Source organism: Rhizobium sp. WYCCWR10014, assembly GCF_001657485.1.
Taxonomy (GTDB): domain Bacteria; phylum Pseudomonadota; class Alphaproteobacteria; order Rhizobiales; family Rhizobiaceae; genus Rhizobium.
In genome coordinates, this window is the sequence record NZ_LXFU01000027.1 from 71,005 (window position 1) to 91,920 (window position 20,916).

The following is a 20,916-nucleotide window of genomic DNA, read 5'->3' on the forward strand; positions in this document are numbered from 1 at the left end:
ATGATTGGTGTTTAAAATCCAGCTTTCTTCAGGCCCTCACGATAAAGGTCTTTATGCCATTGCTCTTTACTTGGAACCGCGGACAACCATTTGTCCACGTCGAAGTCGGGGTTGCCTTCGCGAAATCTCCGTACGAAGACCCGCGCCTTGTCCTGACGATCCAGCATCGCCCAGCTCGCGGCTGATAACCTGTCCGCCAGACTAGGGTCGGCCATCTGCCCAATGCAGTCCAGCGAAGCCTCGAATTCGCCGAGGGCATAGTTTGCTCCCGCGGCGGTCCAAAAATAGGTATCAGGACCGAGCGGATTCAACTCGATAGCCCGCTCGATCTTTCGCAAGGCCATGGCGGGGAGCGAACAATGAACCAACGTGTCCGCGTAGTCGGCAATCACGTCGGCGTAGTGCGGAGCAAGGCTCTCCGCCACTTCCATTGCCTCGGCGCTTTCGTCAAACGCCCCCTGCAACAGTTTGGCGACTCCGAACTCGCGATACCCATCGGCGAAGTCCGGACGCGTCTCGGTGGCCTGCTTTGCTAAGGTCTCCGCCGTTTGCAAAAGCTCGATATCACCTCGGGCTGTTAGCAACCATTCCTTCGAGTAGGTCCGCGCCATCGAACTCTGCGCCGGTGCGAAATCGGGGCTTACGCTGAGGGCGGCTTTCATTTCCTTGCGCGCACGCCGCAGGTTCGGAAGCGTCAACCGCGCCAGGTGCCGCCTGCCGACAAGATATCGATGGTAAGCGACCGGGTTCAGATCTTCGCGCAACGCCTCGTGGCGCTCGATTTCACCGGATACGGACAGCGCGATCCGTCGGGCGACGGTTCTCCGGTCTTTGACGAGATCCATATGATCAAGGCTGAATCTTTCGGCCCAAACAATTTGATTTTGGTCGAAAAAGATCAGTTGGGCGAACAGGGTGACTTCATCGCCCGTATTGCTGATCCGGGTATCGAGGATGTAATTGACGCGATGCCGTTCAAAGAAGGCCTTCTGCGTCTCCGTGTGATGGCCGATCTGAACCGCTGAATACGGGGCTATGACCTCCAGGCTGTTGAAAGCACAAAATCCGATCGTGATATCTTCGACCAAAGATGCGGCGAGAAAACCGGCTTGAGGGCGGACGGATTGGTTCTTGGGCGGAAGCAGCACCAGGCGGGGAATTGCAATGCGGATATCCTGGGGCTCAAGGGGAAGAGCGGTCTCGAGTTTCGCCTGTGAAGGCGCTGATGTCGGACGGAGGGATATGGCGTCACTGTCGGATCTGGTGTGCGCTGCGATCCCTCGCAAAATCGCATTCCGCCGCTGTTCAAAATGGTTGCGAAGGGACGCAACCTCTTCTTCCGCCTGGAATATCTCTATGAGCATTTGCAGCGTATCGGGATCCTTCGGCTCCGCGCGAAAGAGGATAACTGCAGCCTTCCTCAGGAGTTCGGATTCTTTCGGCGACTGCGCCAGTCGGGACGCCGTTCTCAATGTATTTCCGAGAAGCGCGATATGGCAAATTTCGCGCTCGGCGAGCCACCGTTGAAACGGACGGCTATGACTGTGAACCGACCCCAGAAAAGGCTGGTCCATCAGCTTCACGAGCTGCTTAAGCCGGGAGAACGGTTCAAGCTCTTCCTCCGTCTCTGATAGCAGGATGTCGGAAGACAGAGAGTCGCGGTCGAGAGTGACCATGTTGCCGCGGGACGAAAGCATGTTTATCCCGAGTTCAATTTGACGGGCCTTCATTCTCGAAATCAACTTACGCAAGGTCGCAAGCGAATCGTCCCTGTCGGCGTCGCCCCAGAGAAAGCTCGCCAACGTCGTTCGATCCGCGGAACCCCGATCGGCCGTAAACAAATATGCGAGAAGCAGCAGGCCCTTCTCGGGAAACGCGACAAGGCTCCCATCCCCATCAATGAGCTGCAACCTACCAAAGGTCTTCAGAACAAAAGCCATTTGCCCTTTAGCCACCAGACGTCCCGGCGTTCACAATGAAAAGTGACGTGCGCGTATTGCAACAGTATAAGTCGCAAACTCTCCCCTACCGGCACTTTGTCCCAATGTCCGGCGAAATTCAATAAGCTTTCTGTCGCAAGAGTTGTGTTATGTATCCTATGCCAACTGGCATGATTTTTCGCAATCGACTGTCCCCAACCTTGCAGCAATCAGCATGCCGGATTGCCGCTTTGAATTCAGCTGGACGTTCGAAGCGACCCTTTGGAACGCCATGTTCCCGACGCCTGATATCCGGCACTGGGCTCTCCAGCCGATATCAGATTGTTGTGGAGGGTGATAGGCTTCCAAACTTCGAAACGGAATCGTTTCCCAGCCATTGAATATCGGTTGAGAATACCGCCTCTCTTTGTTAGCAGGGAGAACCACGCGGACGTGGTGGAATCGGTAGACACAAGGGACTTAAGGTAAAATTGAGTGCACTGGCGGAAACGCCGGCTGTAGAACTGCTCAAAGTCGGGGAAACCTGTCAGATGGCAATCCCGAGCCAAGCCCCGCCAGGGGAAGGTGTAGAGACTAGACGGGCAGCACCTAAGGCAAAGCTAGGGTGAAGGTATAGTCCAGACCACAAACGCCGAAAGGCGGCGGTGAAAGCCGTAGCGGTAAGAAAATCCCTCGGCCTAGGCTATGCGGGTTCGACCCCCGCCGTCCGCACCAGCCTTCGCTCTGTGAGCTTCGGCTCGGCGAGCCAAAGCTCACAGAGCGAAGGCTGTCGCGCCGTAGTTCCGTCAGGAACGAAGGCGGACTGGCTCGACAATGTTCGGGTTAGCTGCACCGTTTTTCGAATGTACTAAAAGGCGCGGCGAGCCTCACGCCCGCCGCACCTCTTCATTCCGGCGTCAAAGATCAGGCGAGCTTGGCAGCAAGCTTGGCGACATAAGCGCCCTGGTATTTTGCGCCTTCCAGCTCGATCTCGGAAGGCTGGCGCGAGCCGTCGCCGTTGGTGATGGTGGAAGCGCCGTAAGGCGAGCCGCCCTTGACTTCCTCGGTGCCCATCTGGCCCTGGAAGGCATAAGGCAGGCCGGCCACGACCATGCCCTGGTGCAGGAAGGTCGGGATGAAGCCAAGGATGGTCGATTCCTGGCCGCCGTGCTGGGTGGCCGAAGAGGTGAAGACCGAACCGAGCTTGCCGACGAGCTTGCCGGCGAACCAGAGGCCGCCCGTCTGATCCCAGAAATTGCGCATCTGCGAGGCGACCGTGCCGAAGCGGGTGCCGGCGCCGACGATGATCGCGTCATAGTCCGCCAGTTCGTCGACGGTGGCGATCGGAGCCGCCTGATCGACCTTGTAATAGGAAGCCTTGGCGACGTCTTCGGGAACCAGTTCCGGAACGCGCTTGACGGTGACCTCGGCACCGGCCGACTTCGCGCCTTCGGCGACGGCATAGGCCATGGTTTCGATATGGCCGTAAGCCGAATAATAAAGGACGAGAACCTTCGCCATCTTCTATCTTCCTTGAAACATCGGGTTGAATTTCGTGCCCGACGCGATTTCTATCAGCGCGCATAGTTGAACAAAGCCCCGCTATGAAGAACTCAGTGTTCACCACCCGGAGACGAAAATTCGCTTGCGGTTTTCATTTCGGCAAAAATGACGCATCGCCCGAATTAAAGAGTTAGCGCATGATGTCGTCCGAAAACCGCCTGCACTTTTCGGCATCATGCTCTGGGTTTGCAAAGCGACCGAACGGCGCTACCTATTTCCCAGCCTCACATCACGGAACATCCCATGAGCCAAGACATCGTCGTCACCGCCGCCATGCTCGCCATTGGCGACGAACTTCTCTCCGGCCGTACCAAGGATAAAAATATCGGCCATCTCGCCGATTTGCTGACACTTTCCGGCATCGACCTCAAGGAAGTGCGCATCGTCGCCGACGACGAGGAGGCGATCGTCGAGGCGCTCAACGCGCTTCGCGGCAAATATGATTATGTCTTCACCTCGGGCGGCATCGGGCCGACGCATGACGACATCACCGCCGATGCCATCTCCAAGGCTTTCGGCGTGCCCTGCGAATACGACGAAACAGCAATGACACTGCTTGCCGAGATGTACCGGCGCCGAGAGATGGAATTCACCGAGGCGCGCCAGCGCATGGCGCGCATGCCGCGCGGGGCTGTGCATATCGCCAATCCGGTCTCGACGGCGCCCGGCTTCATCATCGGCAACGTCCATGTCATGGCCGGCGTGCCGCAGGTCTTTCAGGCGATGGTCGACAATGTGCTGCCGACGCTTCGAACCGGCACGCCGGTGCTCTCGCTCGCCATCGCCTGCCCTTACGGCGAAGGCGAGATCGGCACACCCTTGACCGCGATCCAGAAAGCACATCCGGAAACCAGCATCGGTTCCTACCCGCGTTATATCGGCCAGAAATTTTCGACCGAGATTGTCGTGCGTGGCCGCTCGCAGACGGCAATCGATGCGGCCGGCGCCGAGGTGCGTGCGATGATCGACGCCATCCGCCAAAGGAAGGACATCGCCGAAAACCATTCCGCCGAGGCTTGAGGGCAAAGCCGGACCTGGAGGCCATCCTTGATCCCTATCAAGGAACAGGAGAACGGTCCGAAGCATTCCTTCCCTCGCGCAAGCCATTTCAGCGCAAGGAGAATTGATATGTCTTACAAAACCATTCTCGCCATTCTCGATACATCAGACAATAGTACCGCGGTTGCCGATTTCGCCTTTGCCATCGCTGCTGAAAGCGGCGCCCATGTGATCGGCCTGCATGCCGAAATCATCTCTGCCGTGCCGCTGGTGGCGCCGATGGAAATCCCCGATCCCGTTGCCGTGCAGGCGCTGCAGGATATGGCGCATAGCGAAACGATTGCCGTCGAGCGCATTTTTCGCGCGAAGGCGGAGGCATCAGGCGCCTCCTCCGAATGGCGCAGCTTTGCCACATCCACTGGCTATGGCTCCGCACCGCTGATCGAAAGTGCCCGCAGCGCCGACCTCCTGATCGCATCGCAGGCTGACCCGGCCAGACCTTCCGACAGCCACGTCGACGTCGACAGTTTCCTTTTCGAAACCGGTCGGCCGGTACTGATGATCCCCTATATCATTCGCCAGCCGAAGCCGATCAAGCGCGTGCTGATCGCCTGGAACGGCTCGAAGGAGGCGGCGCGCGCGACCTTCGACGCGCTGCCGATCCTCAAAGCCGCCGACGAGGTGGAGATCTTTTCGGTCGATCCGGCCGACACGGCGCTGCAATCGCCGCTGACCGCTGGTGCCGACATCGCCGCGACGCTTGCACGTCATGGCGTGAAGACGACGCTTTCGACGGCGCAAAGTGTGGACAAGAGCGCATCGCATGTCATCGAAAACCGGCTTTCGGACAGCAGCATCGATCTTCTCGTCATGGGCGCCTATACGCATTCCTGGCTCTGGCAGATGATCTTCGGCGGCACGACGAAGACCTTGCTGCAATCGATGACGGCGCTGACCCTGTTATCGCGTTGATTGGCTGCTCTTGCCTTTTGCCGGCAAATCCCGCTAATTGCGGCGACCGATGACAGCTTCGAGCCTCGGCCCCATCTCGCGCAGTTCCGGCTGCGCGATTTGCGTTTTGCCAGTCGCCGCTTCAAGCCCGTCCGGTCGCCGGCAAACGGCGTGTCGTTTTTTATGCCGCGGAGCAGCCCTATGTCCCTTCCCGATAAAGCCTTTCCCGTTTCCTGGGATCAGTTCCACCGCGACGCACGCGCCCTTGCCTGGCGGCTTGCCGGCCTTGATCAGACGTTCAAGGCGATCGTCTGCATCACCCGCGGCGGCCTCGTTCCGGCTGCGATCATTTCGCGCGAACTGAACATCCGGCTGATCGAGACCGTCTGCGTCGCTTCCTATCATGACTATGTGAACCAGGGCGACATGGTGCTGCTCAAGGGAATAGCGCCCGAACTTCAAGAAAATGGCGGCGAAGGCGTGCTCGTCGTCGACGATCTGACGGATACCGGCAAGACCGCCGCACAGGTGCGCACCATGCTGCCGAAGGCACATTTCGCCTGCGTCTATGCCAAGCCGAAGGGTGTGCCGACCGTCGACACTTTCATCACCGAGGTGAGCCAGGATACCTGGATCTACTTCCCCTGGGACATGGGCTTCACCTATCAGGAGCCGATCGCCAAGGGCGCGCGTTGATCGCCACCGATCTCAACGCGCAACCACCGTATTTACCACTTGAAATTGTTCCAGATTTTGTCAGCGAGGCTTCCTGAATCCGCTATCGGGATCTGCACATCTATTTTATCTTTCGCTCATAAACTCGACAGATGCGAATCGTGTCAGGTTGCGCCTAAAGCGTGCAGCGAACAATGCGGGTATAGGGAACAAGATGGCGCGGTGGGGGCATATAGGAGCGGTTGTGACCGTCGGGCTGGCAACCTTTCTGTTTCCGCTGATGCCCGTCCACGCTGAGCCTGCCTATATTCCCCTCGTGCGCGACTACGTCGAGAAACAGGTCCGGCCAATCGTGGAAACGCGATTGGTGCTGAACGCCATTGCCGAACAGAACGCGAAATTCGGCAACGTCAGCGAAATGGATATGCGGGTGCTCGACGAGACCTACCGGTCGGAACTTGATCAGCACCACCTGCATATGGTCAAGCTGCTGCTCGACAAATCCGTGTCGCACTACCTGAAAGCCAGGCAGGACGCCTCGCAAGGGGTCATCCTCGAATTTTTCGTCACCGACAGCCACGGGCTGAATGTCGGGCAGAGCACCATCACCGCCGACTATTGGCAGGGCGACGAGGAGAAATATCTCAGAACCTTCGCCAACAGCTCCCGGGAGATCTTCATCGACCGGGCCGAACGCAACGAATCCACCCAGAATCTCGAAACGCAGGCCAGCTTCGTCGTCATGGACGAAGAGAACAGACCGATTGGCGTCGCCATCGTCACCATCGCCATCGATGCGCTCTGACAGGCACTTGCACCCGTGCGAATCGCCATGCCCATTTGCGCCGGAAATGCCATCACAAGATTTGCCATAGGACGCTTTTTTGCCGTTCCGACGTTTTCCTTAGCCGGCAACACCTGCAAGCCATTGTAATTTCAGCGCTCCCCGGCTTTCCCCAATCTCCACAGGCGCATCCACAACATGTTGTGGTTAGCAATCAATTAAAAGCCAGCCCTTGACGGAATCAGCTGTTTCAAACTTTACTACTTCTGATGTTGCGGCGGCGACAGGACCGGAGGTAACGAGCCCGGTTCCCTTTTGAAAATTAGGACGCGGAATCAGGGCAATGGACCGGGAACGGGTCAAGCCTGAGGGTTTTTGCGCGGTTTTCAGCCTCCAAAAAAAGTGACATTGGGACTGGCGATAATAAGCTGTTAATACTATATTTAGTGTTTGCAGCCACCATCACCACAAGATACAGGAAGGTCATCTCCGGATGACACCCCTGTCACGATACGGAAACGAGACTGGCTGCACGACGACAAAGTGCCGCCGGATAGGAATTTTGCGCCTCGGTCGCGGGGACCGGGCGCCAACACGAGGTCAAGACCATGCGCATCGAACGTCGTTTCACAAAGGCCGGCCAAGGCGCCTATGCGGATATCGAATTCCGCAAGGCGACGAGCGAGATCAAGAACCCCGATGGTTCGGTCGTGTTCCGCCTTGAGAACATCGACGTTCCCGCGCAGTTCTCCCAGGTCGCGACCGACGTTCTGGCGCAGAAGTATTTCCGTAAGGCCGGCGTTCCCACCCGGTTGAAGAAGGTCGAGGAAAACGACGTTCCTTCCTTCCTGTGGCGCTCCGTTCCCGACGATGCTGCGCTGAAGACCCTGTCCAAGGACGAGCAGACCGGCTCCGAAATCGATGCGCGCCAGGTCTTCGACCGTCTTGCCGGCACCTGGACCTATTGGGGCTGGAAGGGCGGCTATTTCTCCTCCGAGGAAGATGCCTCGGCCTTCAAGGACGAGCTTGCCTATATGCTCGCCACCCAGCGCGTCGCCCCGAACTCGCCGCAGTGGTTCAACACCGGGCTGCATTGGGCCTACGGCATCGACGGCCCCGGCCAGGGCCATTTCTATGTCGATCCCTTCACCGGCAAGCTGACCAAGTCCAAGTCGGCCTATGAACACCCGCAGCCGCATGCCTGCTTCATTCAGTCTGTCGAGGACGATCTCGTCAACGAAGGCGGCATCATGGACCTCTGGGTGCGTGAGGCGCGCCTGTTCAAATACGGCTCCGGTACCGGCTCGAACTTCTCGATGCTGCGCGGCGAAGGCGAAAAGCTTTCCGGCGGCGGCCGCTCCTCCGGCTTGATGAGCTTCCTGAAGATCGGCGACCGCGCCGCCGGCGCCATCAAATCGGGCGGCACGACGCGCCGCGCCGCCAAGATGGTGGTCGTCGACATCGACCATCCGGATATCGAGGAATACATCAACTGGAAGGTCAAGGAAGAGCAGAAGGTCGCAGCTCTTGTGACCGGGTCGAAGGTCGTCGCCAAGCATCTGAAGGCGATCATGAAGGCCTGCTTCAACTGCGAAGGCGGTGACAACGGCGACTGCTACGATCCCAACAAGAACCCTGCCCTGAAGCGCGAAATCCGCGCCGCCAAGAAGGACCAGGTTCCTGAGAACTACGTCCAGCGCGTCATCCAGTTCGCCCGCCAGGGCTATAAGGATCTCCAATTCAAGACCTACGACACGGATTGGGACTCGGAAGCCTACCTCACGGTATCCGGCCAGAACTCCAACAACTCCGTCTCGATCAAGGACGACTTCCTGCGTGCCGTCGAGAATGATGGCGACTGGAACCTGACCGCCCGCAAGGATGGCCGGGTGATGAAGACGCTGAAGGCCCGCGATCTCTGGGAAACCATTTCCTACGCTGCCTGGGCCTCGGCCGATCCGGGCATCCACTTCAATACGACGATGAACGACTGGCACACCTCGCCGGCCGGCGGCCCGATCCGCGGCTCGAACCCGTGCTCGGAATACATGTTCCTCGACGACACGGCCTGCAACCTTGCCTCGCTGAACCTGCTGCAGTTCAAGGACAAGGCCACCAAGCGCATCAACATCGCCGATTACGAACACGCGGTTCGCCTGTGGACCGTCGTGCTCGAAGTTTCGGTGATGATGGCGCAGTTCCCGTCGAAGCGCATTGCCGAACTCTCCTACGAATACCGCACGCTCGGCCTTGGATACGCCAATATCGGCGGCCTGCTGATGTCGTCGGGCATTCCCTATGACTCCACTGAGGCCCGCGCCATCGCTGGCTCGCTGACCGCGATCATGACTGGCATCTGCTATGCGACCTCGGCCGAAATGGCCGCCGAGCTCGGCCCGTTCCCGAATTTTGCGCCAAACCGCGAGAGCATGCTCAAGGTCATTCGCAACCATCGCCGTGCCGCCCATGGCGAGAGCTCCGGCTATGAAGCCCTGTCGATCAACCCGGTCGCGCTGATCCATTCGGAAAACCCGGATCAGGATCTCGTCGCCCACGCCAAATCGGCCTGGGACAAGGCGCTCGAGCTCGGTGAACAGCATGGCTACCGCAATGCCCAGGTCTCGGTCATTGCCCCCACAGGCACGATCGGTCTCGTCATGGATTGCGATACCACCGGCATCGAGCCCGACTTTGCCCTCGTCAAGTTCAAGAAGCTCGCCGGCGGCGGCTACTTCAAGATCATCAACCGCGCCGTTCCCGACGCACTGCGCACGCTCGGCTATTCGGAAAGCCAGATCGCCGAGATCGAGGCCTATGCCGTCGGCCACGGCAACCTGAACCAGGCGCCGGCGGTCAATCCGTCGACGCTGAAGACCAAGGGTTTCACCGACGAGAAGGTGGAAGCCGTCAACGCCGCGCTGAAGAGCGCCTTCGACATCAAGTTCGTCTTCAACCAGTGGACGCTCGGCGCCGACTTCCTGAAGGACACGCTGAAGGTTTCCGACGAACAGCTCGCCGACATGAGCTTCAGCCTGCTCGACCATATCGGCTTCTCGAAGAAGGACATCGAAGCCGCCAACATCCATGTCTGCGGTGCGATGACGCTGGAAGGCGCGCCCTTCCTCAAGAATGAACATCTGCCGGTCTTCGATTGCGCCAATCCCTGCGGCAAGATCGGCAAGCGTTACCTCTCGGTGGAAAGCCATATCCGCATGATGGCGGCTGCCCAGCCGTTCATCTCGGGCGCGATTTCCAAGACGATCAACATGCCGAACGAGGCGACCGTCGAGGATTGCAAGAACGCCTACATGCTCTCCTGGAAGCTTGGCCTCAAGGCCAACGCGCTCTATCGCGACGGCTCGAAGCTGTCGCAGCCGCTCAACTCCTCGCTGATCGAGGACGAGGACGACGAGGATGCGCTGGAGGAACTGCTGCAGTCGCCCCTCGCCGCCCAGGCCGTCACCGTCACCGAGAAGATCATCGAGCGGGTGGTCGAACGAGTTTCGCGCGAACGCGAGAAGCTTCCGAACCGCCGCCAGGGCTATACCCAGAAGGCCGCCGTCGGCGGACATAAGGTCTATCTCCGGACCGGCGAATTCGGCGACGGCCGCATCGGCGAGATCTTCATCGACATGCACAAGGAAGGTGCTGCCTTCCGTGCGATGATGAACAATTTCGCCATCGCCATCTCGCTCGGCCTGCAATATGGCGTGCCGCTCGAGGAATATGTCGAGGCCTTCACCTTCACCAAGTTCGAGCCGGCCGGCATGGTCATCGGCAATGATGCGATCAAGAACGCCACCTCGATCCTCGACTATGTCTTCCGTGAGCTTGCCGTCTCCTATCTCGGCCGCCACGACCTGGCCCATGTCGATACCTCGGACTTCTCGAACACGGCACTCGGCAAGGGCATCCAGGAAGGCAAGACCAACCTGCTCTCCACCGGCTGGACCCGCGGCTACAAGCCGACGCTGGTGTCCGGCACCGGCGGCGAACGCCAGGCAGGCGAACCCAAGGGTGCGGCCACCGCCGCCCCTGCCCGCGCCACTTCCACCGGCACAGTGACCGCCTTTGCCGGCGCCGCTGCCCGCAAGCTGGAGACGACGATTGCCGTCTCCACCTCCGAAATCGTTGCCTTCAAGCGCGACTACGAGGAGCGCGCCAAGGAGTTGGCGGAAGAGATCGCCGAAGAGGTGACCGAGGAAATCACCAGCGACGCGACAGCCCTCTTCTCCGACAAGGCGGCGGCCGACGCGGCAACGGCGAAATCCGAAGCCAAGAAGCGGGAAGCAGAACGCCGCCAGCGCTCGATCATGCAGGGCTATACCGGCAACATGTGCTCGGAGTGCCAGAATTTTACGATGGTGCGGAATGGCACCTGCGAGAAGTGCGATACGTGTGGTGCTACGAGCGGGTGCAGCTGAGTAGGCTCTTCCTACTCTTCGCTTCGGTTCTAAAAATATCGTGGGAGGTCCGGGCAACCGGGCCTCTCATACTTTCATAAACAATATTGAAGTTGGAACTCTGAGGCCCCTTCAAATTTGCGGCCGAAGGGAGCCAGAAACAACCGATCATCGTACCGGTCGATACGTTCGTTCTTCCTCAGGCTTAATGTAGGGGCAATCTCGCCGGATCCCGCTGGCCCCGCTTTAACCGGCCCCCGGCTTTCGTTTAAAAGGGATGAAGTCGAACAGCCGCTTGCTGGCCCTCGCCGCCAAAGCCGGCTTCACGGTTCCGGCAACCAATGGCGGGCCGGACGATGGAGCCAAGGGCGATTGATAGAACCGGTTGAGCATCGCGTCGCACACGTAGTGCCCCCAGTTCGTCAGATACTCCGTCTCCTTCGCGCCCAGAAAATGGAGATAGGTGCCGACCTCCGAGGGAACGACCGACGACGGCGGCAGCGTGTAGGACGCGTAGGGCTTGAGCTCGACGTCCTTGCTGTCGATCGACCAATAGACGCCGCGGGTTCTCGCGCGCAGAGCCGATTTCGCGAGATCGTCGAGGCCAAGCCTATCAGCCTGTTTTGCGGCCTTGAAGCCACCGATCAGGTCTCGGCGCCTCAACGACCGCACCTGATTGTCGGTCGTATCGAGAACGCGCTTGAGCTGGGAGAGATAGTTCCAGTATCCGCGGGTAGAGGATCGCCAAGGCGCTCCGGCATCGCTGACAAACAAGCAATCGCAGCGTTTCAGCGCCGGCTCGATGCCGTGATTGTCATAGATGCCACCGTCGCTCAATATTGCCCTGCCCGGAGCAACCGGTTCACCAACACTGTCGTCGAGCTTTTCCCTTTTCCAGGAAAACTGGGACAGGTCCAATCGCAGCGGCGACAGCACGGGCGGGAATGCCGCCGAAGCGGCAACCGCGGTGGCGAGCGAAAGTGTCGGATGGAACGATACCCCGATCCTGTAATCCGCGAGATAGCGGTTCGACATCCGGAAGAGTGAACCGGTGCTGAGATTGCTGGAGCAAAATACGAACCAGGGCGATTTCGGAAGATCGCACAGGCTTTGTGATTTTCCGTCGAAGAGATGCCGCTCGTAGAGTTTCGCGGCTTCCTCCGCCGCACTCGAGAAGGGGTTGAACACGCCCTTCAAGAAGCTCGGCCCATCCGCGAACACCTGACTGAAGGCCAGAATGCGATTGAGGTATTCAGTCTTGAAGTTGACGGCGACCTCGTTCTCGAAGATCAGCCGTGGCCACACATAGGCCAGCAGGCCGGATGCGATAGATCCGCCCGAGACCGACGAGATCATATCGAGTTTCGCCAGAAGACCGGCCCCGTTGAGTCTCGCAAGCGATCCCGCATGGAAAAGCATGGCCCGATAGCCGCCGCCCGAAAGGCAAAGTCCGAGTTGATAGCGCTCCGCAGGCTTCTCGGGTTCGCCGGGTCCCGACAAGACCGTGTTTTCGACGGGTTGATCGTCTTCTGACATGCTCGGCCTCACTCATAAATATGAATTTCCCACCGATCCCTTCCTTCAGACTGCCGCATCTCGCCGGTGGATCGGCGATGCTTAATCTCCATACCTACGGGAATTGGCATCGCATTTGTGCCATTGCATATCCATTCCGGCTTCATCCTCATGGCCATAGCACCAGTCGACGCGATTGAGCAGTGGACCGATCTGATCGCGCCGTTTGCAGGCCCGCTCCGTCTCGATGCCGTAGCGATCGGTGCTGCCGCGGCAGATGTCGTCCAGTCCTATCCACTGATGGATCAACCGATCCGGCGCTTTGGCTCCTTTGTCCGTGGCGATCACCTTTCCGATCTCGGACTCGATCTGCAGGGAGGCCGTGTTCCAGACGAAAGAGAATTCCGCCATCCCGGAGGAAGTCCTACCCGTATCCCGGCTTTGGGCAAACCACTCGACAATTCCTGACATTTCGCATTTTCCGGCGCAGCCGGCAGTCAGGGAGCCGGGTTTGACGCTGTATATGCGCTCCGGCCAGCGTTGGGCGAAGGCCGCCTTGTCCTTCAAGATGACGTCTTTGTCGACCAAAGTCCCGAAGAAGGAGACCTGGTCGGCATAGACGCTTTTCATGAAGGCCAGCGCCGAGGCGCTGTCTTTCGACCATTCGTCATTGTATCGGTTGGCGAAATCAAGCGCCTCCGTGGTCAGGTCGCCCGGTGCGGATGCGGTGGCCTCCTCTGAAGCGTTTGGGTCTGATGGCATGACGGCAGGTGTTGCGCTCAGTTCTGGCGCGGCCTCCGGCGGTGGCGGCGCGCTTGCCGGTGGCGAGGGCATGTTCTCGGGCGTGATGATGTTCCAGTCTCGCATTTCCGCAGAGGTCAGATACCTTATATCGTCGCTGTCGATCGACAGGCTGAGCTGCAGCAGATTGGGGCTTACCCCCATGTCGGTGAGATATCCGATAATCTCGCCGGTCAGCGATTGAACCGACGAGACTGCCGTTTTGTTGTCCATGCCGGCATCGTCGGATAGGGAAACCCGATGCACGCCGATGGACCCCGGCTCGGCAAACCTATGAACGCCACCGGCGAAGGCGAAGGCGCAAGCCGACGCGCATTCCATGGCTCTGATCTGGATCGTTCTTGCATTCAGCGCGCGAATGGTGCGGCCGAACTCGATCGCGACGATCACGTTTCCGCCGGGCGAGTCAAACGTAATATAGGCCGGCTGGAACTGCGTGTATTCGTCGACAAGCATCTTCGGATCGTCGGAGATTTCGAACGCACCCTTTATCGCAAGGCCGCGCTTCCCCGGCGCGCCGTCCAGACGTTGGTAGGAAATTGCCGCATGCACCTCTCCGGCCAGGGCGACGAACGGCAACAGCATCGATATGAACGAGACGGATTTCCGCATTCTTCTCCAGCCTTCGAGCACGTGTACTTCTCCTGTCGTCACTCTCAGCATATCTTGCGCACCTATTGCCGGGCGATCATCGAATCCTGGCGATGAGACCGTCAGCTTTCAATGCGACCAAGCCCGTGGCAATCACGGGTGCGACGATCGACAGCTTTGACGAGAACATTTCACCCGTACCCCGGCAGCATCCAATCAATGCACAAGGGACAATCTTCTGACAAGCGGCACAATCAGAAGTGTTGATACAAGGTAAACGCGGGTTCCTCACCGCGATCGGGAGATCCCAGTCCACGCGATCCGGTGTGTGCCGGCCATTGATGCGAGAGCCGCAGGAAGAAGGGGGCGCTTCTTCGAATTTCGTCCCGGGCCTCGCTCTGCCGTTACGGTTTCACACGGTCGGGATGCGCCGCCTGGAAGGCCGGCAGGGCTGCGCATCTGGCGTCGATGGCGACGATGCGCTTGAAAGCGGTCATATCCACGCCCCAGCGGCTGGCGTTGTAGACCTGGGGAACGAGACAGAGGTCCGCCATCGTCGGCGCATCCCCAACGCTGAACGCGCCATCGCCTTCGCCGATCATCGCTTCCAGTTTGCCCAGCCCGTCGCTGATGAAATGCTTCATCCATTCCTCGCGGCCATCGGGCTTATCCGTCATGGTCATCAGATGCGACACGACATGCAAGTTGCAGATCGGATGGATGTCCATGGCGACCGCATAGGCAAGGGCGCGGACTTTCTGGCGATCGGCAATGTCCGATGGCAGTAATCCGCATTCCGGCCGAAGCTCAGCCAGATATTCGATGATTGCCAGCGACTGGGTCAGCGTTTTCCCGTTGATCACCAATGTCGGCACCAGTCCCTGCGGGTTGAGGGCCAGATATTCCGGGGTCTTGTGCGCTCCTTCCAACAGGTTGATGGACACTGTCTGATAATCGACGCCCAAGAGATTGAGCGCGATGCGGACGCGATAGCTCGCCGATGATCTCCAGTAGTCGTAGAGAACGACCTCGTTCATCGCGGGTCGGCCCGTTGGTATTTTTCGACCGTCTGCTCGATCGCACCGAAGATCGAATGGCCAGCCCGATCCTTCATCTCGATGCGGACCTGATCGCCGAACTGCATGAAGGGGGTCTTCGGCGATCCGGTCTCGATCGTCTCGATCATTCTGATTTCGGCGATGCAGGAGTAACCGCTTCCGCCGCCTTCCACTGGTCTGCCCGGGCCGCCGTCCAGCTTGTTGGACACCGTGCCCGAGCCGATGATCGTTCCGGCCAGGAGGTTACGAGTCTTGGCGGCATGGGCGATCAGTTGGCCAAAATCGAAGGTCATGTCGATACCGGCGTTGGCTTTGCCGAATGGCTTGCCGTTCAAGCTCACCAGCAGCGGAAGATGCAGCTTGCCGCCGTCCCAGGCATCTCCGAGCTCGTCCGGCGTCACCGCGACCGGAGAAAATGCCGATGCCGGCTTCGACTGGAAGAAACCGAAACCCTTTGCCAGTTCGCCCGGGATCAGACCGCGCAGCGACACATCGTTGACGAGCATCAGCAGACGGATGGCGCCGCGTGCGGCCTCCGGGCTGGAACCCATGGCAACGTCGCCGGTGATGACGGCGACCTCGCCTTCCATGTCGATCCCGTAGGCCTCGTCGGCCATCACGATCGGATCGCGCGGTGCGAGGAACGCGTCCGAACCGCCTTGATAGATCAGCGGATCGGCCCAGAAGCTTGCCGGCATCTCGGCGCCGCGCGCCTTGCGCACCAGTTCGACATGGTTGACGTAAGCGGAACCGTCGGCCCATTGGTAGGCTCGCGGCAAAGGTGACGTAGCGTCATGTTCGTGAAACCGGATCGTCGGCTGGGCGCCAGTCTCGACGCCTTCAGCAATGAGCGCGAGCCTCGGAGCCACATGCTCCCAGTCATCGAGTGCTGCCTGCAATGTGCGGGCGATGTGACCGACTTCGGAACAGCGGGTCAGGTCGCGGGAAACAACGACCAGCCGGCCGTCCCGCGTGGAGTCTTTTAACGTCGCAAGTTTCATGTCCGAATTCCGTGCAGGAGGATGACTTCACTTGATGCATCACTTGATGCATCATTTGATACCAGGGGTTCCGTCGAACTTGCGTTCCAGGCCATCCCAGCATTCCAGGTAATTATCCTGCAGCGTTTCAAGCTCGGCTGCGTATTTCGTCAGTTGCTGCGGGTACCGGGTCTCGAACATGAAGGCCATGGTATGATCGAGCTTCACCGGTTTGAGCTCGGTATTGGATGCCTTTTCGAAGGCGACCGCGTCCGGCCCGTGGGGAAGCATCATATTGTGCAGGCTCATGCCGCCCGGCACGAAGCCCTCCTCCTTGGCGTCATACTGGCCATGGATCAGCCCCATGAACTCGCTCATGATGTTGCGGTGGTACCAGGGCGGTCGGAACGTGTGTTCGGCGACCAGCCAGCGCGGCGGAAAGATCACGAAATCGACATTCGCGGTGCCCGCATCTTCGGTGGGCGCGGTCAGCACCGAAAAGATCGACGGATCGGGATGATCGAAGCGGATCGCACCGACCGGAGAAAACGTCCGCAGATCGTATTTGAACGGGGCGTAATTGCCGTGCCAGGCCACCACATCCAGCGGCGAATGGCCGATGTCGGTGACATAGAATTTTCCGCACCACTTCACATGGACGCGGCACGGTGTTTCCTTGTCCTCGAAAGCGGCCACCGGCGTTTTGAAGTCGCGCGGATTTGCCAGGCAGTTGGCCCCGATCGGTCCGCGGTCCGGCAGGGTGAATTTCGCGCCGTAGTTCTCGCAGATATATCCACGCCAGACGGTCTGCTCACCGCCCCTGAGAACCTTGAACATCATGCCGCGCGGGATGAGGCATATTTCCAGGGGCTCGACATCCATGATGCCCATTTCGGTGAACACTCTGATGGCGCCGAGCTGCGGCACGATCAGCAATTCACCATCGGCATTGAAGAAGTAGTCGTCGACCATGTCCTCATTGAAGACGTAGGCATGGGCTGACATCCCCACCTGGGTGGTGGCATCGCCCGCCGTGGTGATGGTCCGCACCCCTTCAAGGAATGTCAGCCTCTCCGCGGGCGCGGGGATGGGGTCCCAGCGAAGCTGGCCGAGAGGAAGCGAATGTTCGTCGAGGCACGGCGCGGTTTTCCAGAGCGGATAGGACGCGTTGGAGAAGCGGCGGGTGTGGCGCACGCTCGGGCGGATGCGGTAAAGCCAGGACCTTTCGTTGGTCCCGCGCGGCGCGGTGAACGGCGAGCCGGAAAGCTGCTCCGCATAGAGACCATAGTTGCACTTCTGCGGGCTGTTCTGGCCCTGCGGCAAGGCACCGGGGAGCGACTCGGTTTCGAAGTCATTGCCGAACCCCGGCATATATTTCAGCGTGTTTGCCGTCGCGGCTTCACCATCCGACGTCTGGATCGATGTCTGGTCCATGCTCACTCCTCCCCGAACACTCCAGCGCCGCGCGTCTGGAAGATGCGCGGCGCTATAGAGTTTACTCCGCTGCAGTCCCGATGACACCACGCTTGATCTGATCGGCCTCGATCGACTCGAAAAGAGCCCGGAAGTTGCCTTCGCCGAAGCCTTCGTCGCCCTTGCGCTGGATGAATTCGAAGAAGATCGGGCCGATGACGGTTTTGGAGAAGATCTGCAGCAGGATTTTCGTCATGCCGCCATTCACCACTCCTTCGCCATCGATGAGGATGCCGTGCTTCTTCATGCGCTCGATCGGTTCGCTATGGCCGTTCACGCGTTCATAGGACATGTCGTAATAGGTCTCCGGCGGACCCGGCATGAAGCGCAGGCCGTTGTCGGCCAACCTGTCGGTGGCGTCGTAAATATCCTCCGTTCCAACGGCGATGTGCTGAATGCCCTCGCCCTTGTACTTCTTCAGATATTCCTCGATCTGGCTGGTGTCGTCCTTCGATTCATTCAGCGGTATGCGGATTTTGCCGCAGGGCGAGGTGATGGCGCGGCTCACCAGACCGGTGATGCGCCCATCGATATCGAAGAAGTGGATCTGCTTGAAATTGAACAGGTTGCGGTAAAAATCCCACCATTTGTCCATGCTGCCTCGAAAGACGTTGTGGGTGAGATGGTCGAGATAATAGAAGCCGATCCCCTGGGGATGCGGGTCGCGCTCGCCGAGCCAGTCGAACTCGGCTTCGTAGGCCGATCCCTTTGCCCCATAGGTCTCGACGAAATAGAGCAGCGAGCCACCGATGCCGACAATCGCCGGGACATCGAGCATCTTGTCGTTCCCTTCATAGGGAACAGCGCCTTTCGACACCGCGTGGTCAAAGGCGTGCCTGGCGTCGACGACGCGCCATGCCATCGATGGCGCACAGGGGCCATGGTTTGCGACGAAACGCGCGGCATGGCTGCCGGGCTCGGCGTTGAGCACATAGTTGATGTCACCCTGGCGCCAGACGGTGATGTCTTTCGTCTTGTGCCTGGCGACCGCAACATAGCCCATGCGTGTGAAGAGCTCGCGCAGCGTCTCGGGCTCAGGGTGGGCGAATTCGACGAATTCGAAGCCGTCGGTGCCGGCCGGATTGTCGGCGGTGATTTCCGAGGGCGGCGCGTCATGTGGGAAGGGACCCATTTTCTTTCCTCCAGAGGAGACTGCATTTGATATGCAAAGTGTGGCCCAAAACACGCGCAAAGTTCTTGCATTCTTTATGCTCCAGGAAGAGAATATGCACGATCCGTGAGTGTTTTGGAGATTTCGCGCAATGGATGAACCCCTCGACAAATTGGATCTGCGCCTGCTTCAGGAACTTCAAAAGGACGGCAGGTTGACGAACAACGAGTTGGGGGAGCGGATCGCGCTTTCACCGTCGCAATGCTCTCGCCGGCGGACGAGACTGGAGGCTGAAGGATATATCCGCAGCTACCGCGCGTACCTCGATCGGCAGAAGCTGGGTCTGGATATGCTGGTGGTCATTTCCGTGACGCTTGCCACGCACAACAGAGACAATGCCCGGCGATTTTCGCAACTGATCAACGGGTTGCCGGAAGTTCTCGAGGCCTATGCCTTGACCGGTGAAATGGACTACCACCTGACGGTCGCGACCCGCGGACTCGCCGACCTTTCGAAATTCGTCAACGACGTTCTGCTGCCCCACGAGTCGGTGCAGCACGTGAAGACATCAATTGTCCTCGACACGCTGAAGACATTCGAGGGCTTTCCGGTGCTCATGCCTGGCCATTGACATGGCGACAGCACGACAATGATGCCGACGGCATCGCCCTGCGCAGATATCTTAATCAGATCGGCAGTTCGGTCGAGAATTTCAGCTCGCGCAGCACAAAGCTCGAGACCACCGTGCGCACATGTGGGTTGCGCATGAGATAGCGGGTCATGAAGGCCTCGTAGCTTTCCACGTCGCTTGCCCTTATCTTCAGCATGTAGTCGAAGGCGCCTGACAGGGCGTAGCACTCCATGATCTCAGGCCGCTCCAGCACCATCGAAGCGAACGACGCGACCGCCTCTTCGTGGTGATCTTCCAGTGTCACATGCGCGATGACGCAGAGCTTGAGATCGAGTTTTCCAGGATCGAGCAATGTCACACGCTTGCGGATGACGCCATCGGCTTCCAACTCCTGGATCTTCCGCCAGGCCGAACTCTGCGACATGCCGGCCTTTTCCGCCAGATCTGCCAGCGAAAGGCTGCCGTCGGCCTGGACGAGTTGCAGAAGCTTGCGGCGAAAATTCCCAGGTTCTTTCATTTCTCGCATCACATTCGGGAATATTTGCCACCATTATGGCAATAGCCAGCATGAAAGAAAAGAAAATCCTCCAAACCCGGATCATAATGGCAGGAATAGCGCCGTGCCTGGGAGGATCAGCCTATGACCAAGGAAAGCAGCTACACCGCCAAACTGCCCGGCCCGGACGGTTTGTATGACTACGCCCCTGACGAAGATGCGATATGGGGTGAACTCTACCGGCGTCAGATGAAGCTGCTCGCCGATACGGCCTGCCGCGAATATCTGGACGGCGTCAAAATGCTGGGGCTGAAGCCCGATAAGGTGCCTCAGCTTCTCGACGTCAACAGGCGCCTGAACGAGACCACCGGCTTCGGCGTCGAAGGCGTGCCGGCGCTCATTCCGCCGTCGCGCTTTTATGAACTTCTGTCGCAAGGCAAATTCCCGCTCGCAACCTTCCTGCGCCGTCGCGAGCATATCGACTACATCGAGGAACCGGATCTGTTCCACGAGGTGTTCGGCCACTGCCCCATGCTCACCAACCAGAGCTATGCCAATTTCGTCCGGCATTTCGGCGAAACGGCTGTCCGCCTCGGCAAAGGCTATTCATGGCACCTGTTTCGTATCTTCTGGTTCACCGTGGAATTCGGCCTGATCAATACGCCGCAGGGACGCCGCTGCTTCGGCGCGGGCATCGTCTCATCGCCAAGCGAAGCGAAGGCGGCAATGGAAGGCAAGGCGTGCGAATTCCGGCCGTTCGATTTACTGAGCGTGCTCCGGACACCCTACCGGATCGATATCCTTCAGCCGATCTACTATGTCATCGACAGCTTCGCCGATCTTGAAGCGATCGTGGAGCAGGATATCGAGGCCACGATCCTCAAGGCAAAATCACTGGGTGATTTCGCCCCCGCTTTCGAAGCCAAGGCTTCGTGAATCGCGGATGACAGGGCGGCTTGCCTCGCC

At 59.1% G+C, this 20,916-nt stretch carries 16 protein-coding genes; 7 read left to right on the plus strand and 9 right to left on the minus strand.

What is annotated here, in order from left to right; genetic code table 11:
* Nucleotides 1–11: 11 nt before the first annotated feature.
* Both A6U98_RS06900 and wrbA read right to left on the minus strand, forming a co-directional pair.
* The gene (locus A6U98_RS06900) at nucleotides 12–1,940 is read right to left on the minus strand and encodes a hypothetical protein (RefSeq protein ID WP_064648892.1); all 1,929 of its coding nucleotides are present in this window, start codon (nucleotides 1,938–1,940) and stop codon (nucleotides 12–14) included.
* Between the two features lie 903 nt (nucleotides 1,941–2,843).
* Nucleotides 2,844–3,440 (minus strand): NAD(P)H:quinone oxidoreductase type IV, encoded by a 597-nt coding sequence (wrbA, locus tag A6U98_RS06905; protein WP_064648894.1) that lies wholly within the window; start codon nucleotides 3,438–3,440, stop codon nucleotides 2,844–2,846.
* Nucleotides 3,441–3,725: 285 nt separating this feature from the next.
* Here wrbA and A6U98_RS06910 point away from each other — a divergent pair, with 285 nt between their 5' ends.
* The 5 genes from A6U98_RS06910 to A6U98_RS06930 all read left to right on the plus strand — a co-directional run bounded on the left by A6U98_RS06910 (nucleotide 3,726) and on the right by A6U98_RS06930 (nucleotide 11,315).
* Entirely contained in the window at nucleotides 3,726–4,502 is a 777-nt protein-coding gene (locus tag A6U98_RS06910) for a competence/damage-inducible protein A (RefSeq protein ID WP_064648896.1), read from the plus strand.
* Between the two features lie 108 nt (nucleotides 4,503–4,610).
* The gene (locus A6U98_RS06915; RefSeq protein WP_064648899.1) at nucleotides 4,611–5,453 is read left to right on the plus strand and encodes a universal stress protein; all 843 of its coding nucleotides are present in this window, start codon (nucleotides 4,611–4,613) and stop codon (nucleotides 5,451–5,453) included.
* Between the two features lie 180 nt (nucleotides 5,454–5,633).
* Nucleotides 5,634–6,128 carry a xanthine phosphoribosyltransferase gene (gene gpt / locus A6U98_RS06920; protein WP_064648901.1) on the plus strand — a complete coding sequence of 165 codons (495 nt, stop codon included), beginning with the start codon at nucleotides 5,634–5,636 and terminating at the stop codon, nucleotides 6,126–6,128.
* Between the two features lie 193 nt (nucleotides 6,129–6,321).
* Nucleotides 6,322–6,912 carry a hypothetical protein gene (locus A6U98_RS06925; protein WP_064648903.1) on the plus strand — a complete coding sequence of 197 codons (591 nt, stop codon included), beginning with the start codon at nucleotides 6,322–6,324 and terminating at the stop codon, nucleotides 6,910–6,912.
* 587 nt (nucleotides 6,913–7,499) lie between these two features.
* Nucleotides 7,500–11,315: a vitamin B12-dependent ribonucleotide reductase gene (locus tag A6U98_RS06930; protein WP_064648905.1), complete on the plus strand. Its 3,816-nt coding sequence runs from the start codon at nucleotides 7,500–7,502 to the stop codon at nucleotides 11,313–11,315.
* Nucleotides 11,316–11,540: 225 nt separating this feature from the next.
* On the opposite strand, the gene A6U98_RS06935 is transcribed toward A6U98_RS06930, so the two are convergent.
* The 6 genes from A6U98_RS06935 to hppD all read right to left on the minus strand — a co-directional run bounded on the left by A6U98_RS06935 (nucleotide 11,541) and on the right by hppD (nucleotide 18,844).
* On the minus strand, nucleotides 11,541–12,830 hold the full coding sequence (locus A6U98_RS06935; RefSeq protein ID WP_064648907.1) for a patatin-like phospholipase family protein: 1,290 nt from the start codon (nucleotides 12,828–12,830) through the stop codon (nucleotides 11,541–11,543).
* An 81-nt stretch (nucleotides 12,831–12,911) separates the two neighbouring features.
* Nucleotides 12,912–14,243 carry a hypothetical protein gene (locus A6U98_RS06940; RefSeq protein ID WP_064648909.1) on the minus strand — a complete coding sequence of 444 codons (1,332 nt, stop codon included), beginning with the start codon at nucleotides 14,241–14,243 and terminating at the stop codon, nucleotides 12,912–12,914.
* A 362-nt stretch (nucleotides 14,244–14,605) separates the two neighbouring features.
* Nucleotides 14,606–15,238 carry a maleylacetoacetate isomerase gene (gene maiA, locus A6U98_RS06945; RefSeq protein WP_064648911.1) on the minus strand — a complete coding sequence of 211 codons (633 nt, stop codon included), beginning with the start codon at nucleotides 15,236–15,238 and terminating at the stop codon, nucleotides 14,606–14,608.
* Nucleotides 15,235–16,260: a fumarylacetoacetate hydrolase family protein gene (locus tag A6U98_RS06950; protein ID WP_064648913.1), complete on the minus strand. Its 1,026-nt coding sequence runs from the start codon at nucleotides 16,258–16,260 to the stop codon at nucleotides 15,235–15,237. The genes maiA and A6U98_RS06950 overlap by 4 nt, the downstream gene beginning before the upstream one ends.
* Before the next feature lie 51 nt (nucleotides 16,261–16,311).
* The gene (hmgA, locus tag A6U98_RS06955) at nucleotides 16,312–17,673 is read right to left on the minus strand and encodes a homogentisate 1,2-dioxygenase (protein ID WP_064648915.1); all 1,362 of its coding nucleotides are present in this window, start codon (nucleotides 17,671–17,673) and stop codon (nucleotides 16,312–16,314) included.
* Nucleotides 17,674–17,734: 61 nt separating this feature from the next.
* Nucleotides 17,735–18,844 (minus strand): 4-hydroxyphenylpyruvate dioxygenase, encoded by a 1,110-nt coding sequence (gene hppD / locus A6U98_RS06960; protein ID WP_064648917.1) that lies wholly within the window; start codon nucleotides 18,842–18,844, stop codon nucleotides 17,735–17,737.
* A gap of 130 nt (nucleotides 18,845–18,974) precedes the next feature.
* On the opposite strand from hppD, the gene A6U98_RS06965 reads away from it, so the two are divergent.
* Entirely contained in the window at nucleotides 18,975–19,454 is a 480-nt protein-coding gene (locus A6U98_RS06965) for an Lrp/AsnC family transcriptional regulator (protein ID WP_003558671.1), read from the plus strand.
* Nucleotides 19,455–19,509: 55 nt separating this feature from the next.
* On the opposite strand, the gene A6U98_RS06970 is transcribed toward A6U98_RS06965, so the two are convergent.
* The gene (locus A6U98_RS06970; protein ID WP_003558669.1) at nucleotides 19,510–19,971 is read right to left on the minus strand and encodes an Lrp/AsnC family transcriptional regulator; all 462 of its coding nucleotides are present in this window, start codon (nucleotides 19,969–19,971) and stop codon (nucleotides 19,510–19,512) included.
* Between the two features lie 123 nt (nucleotides 19,972–20,094).
* Here A6U98_RS06970 and A6U98_RS06975 point away from each other — a divergent pair, with 123 nt between their 5' ends.
* Nucleotides 20,095–20,886 (plus strand): phenylalanine 4-monooxygenase, encoded by a 792-nt coding sequence (locus tag A6U98_RS06975; RefSeq protein WP_064648919.1) that lies wholly within the window; start codon nucleotides 20,095–20,097, stop codon nucleotides 20,884–20,886.
* Nucleotides 20,887–20,916: the final 30 nt, after the last annotated feature.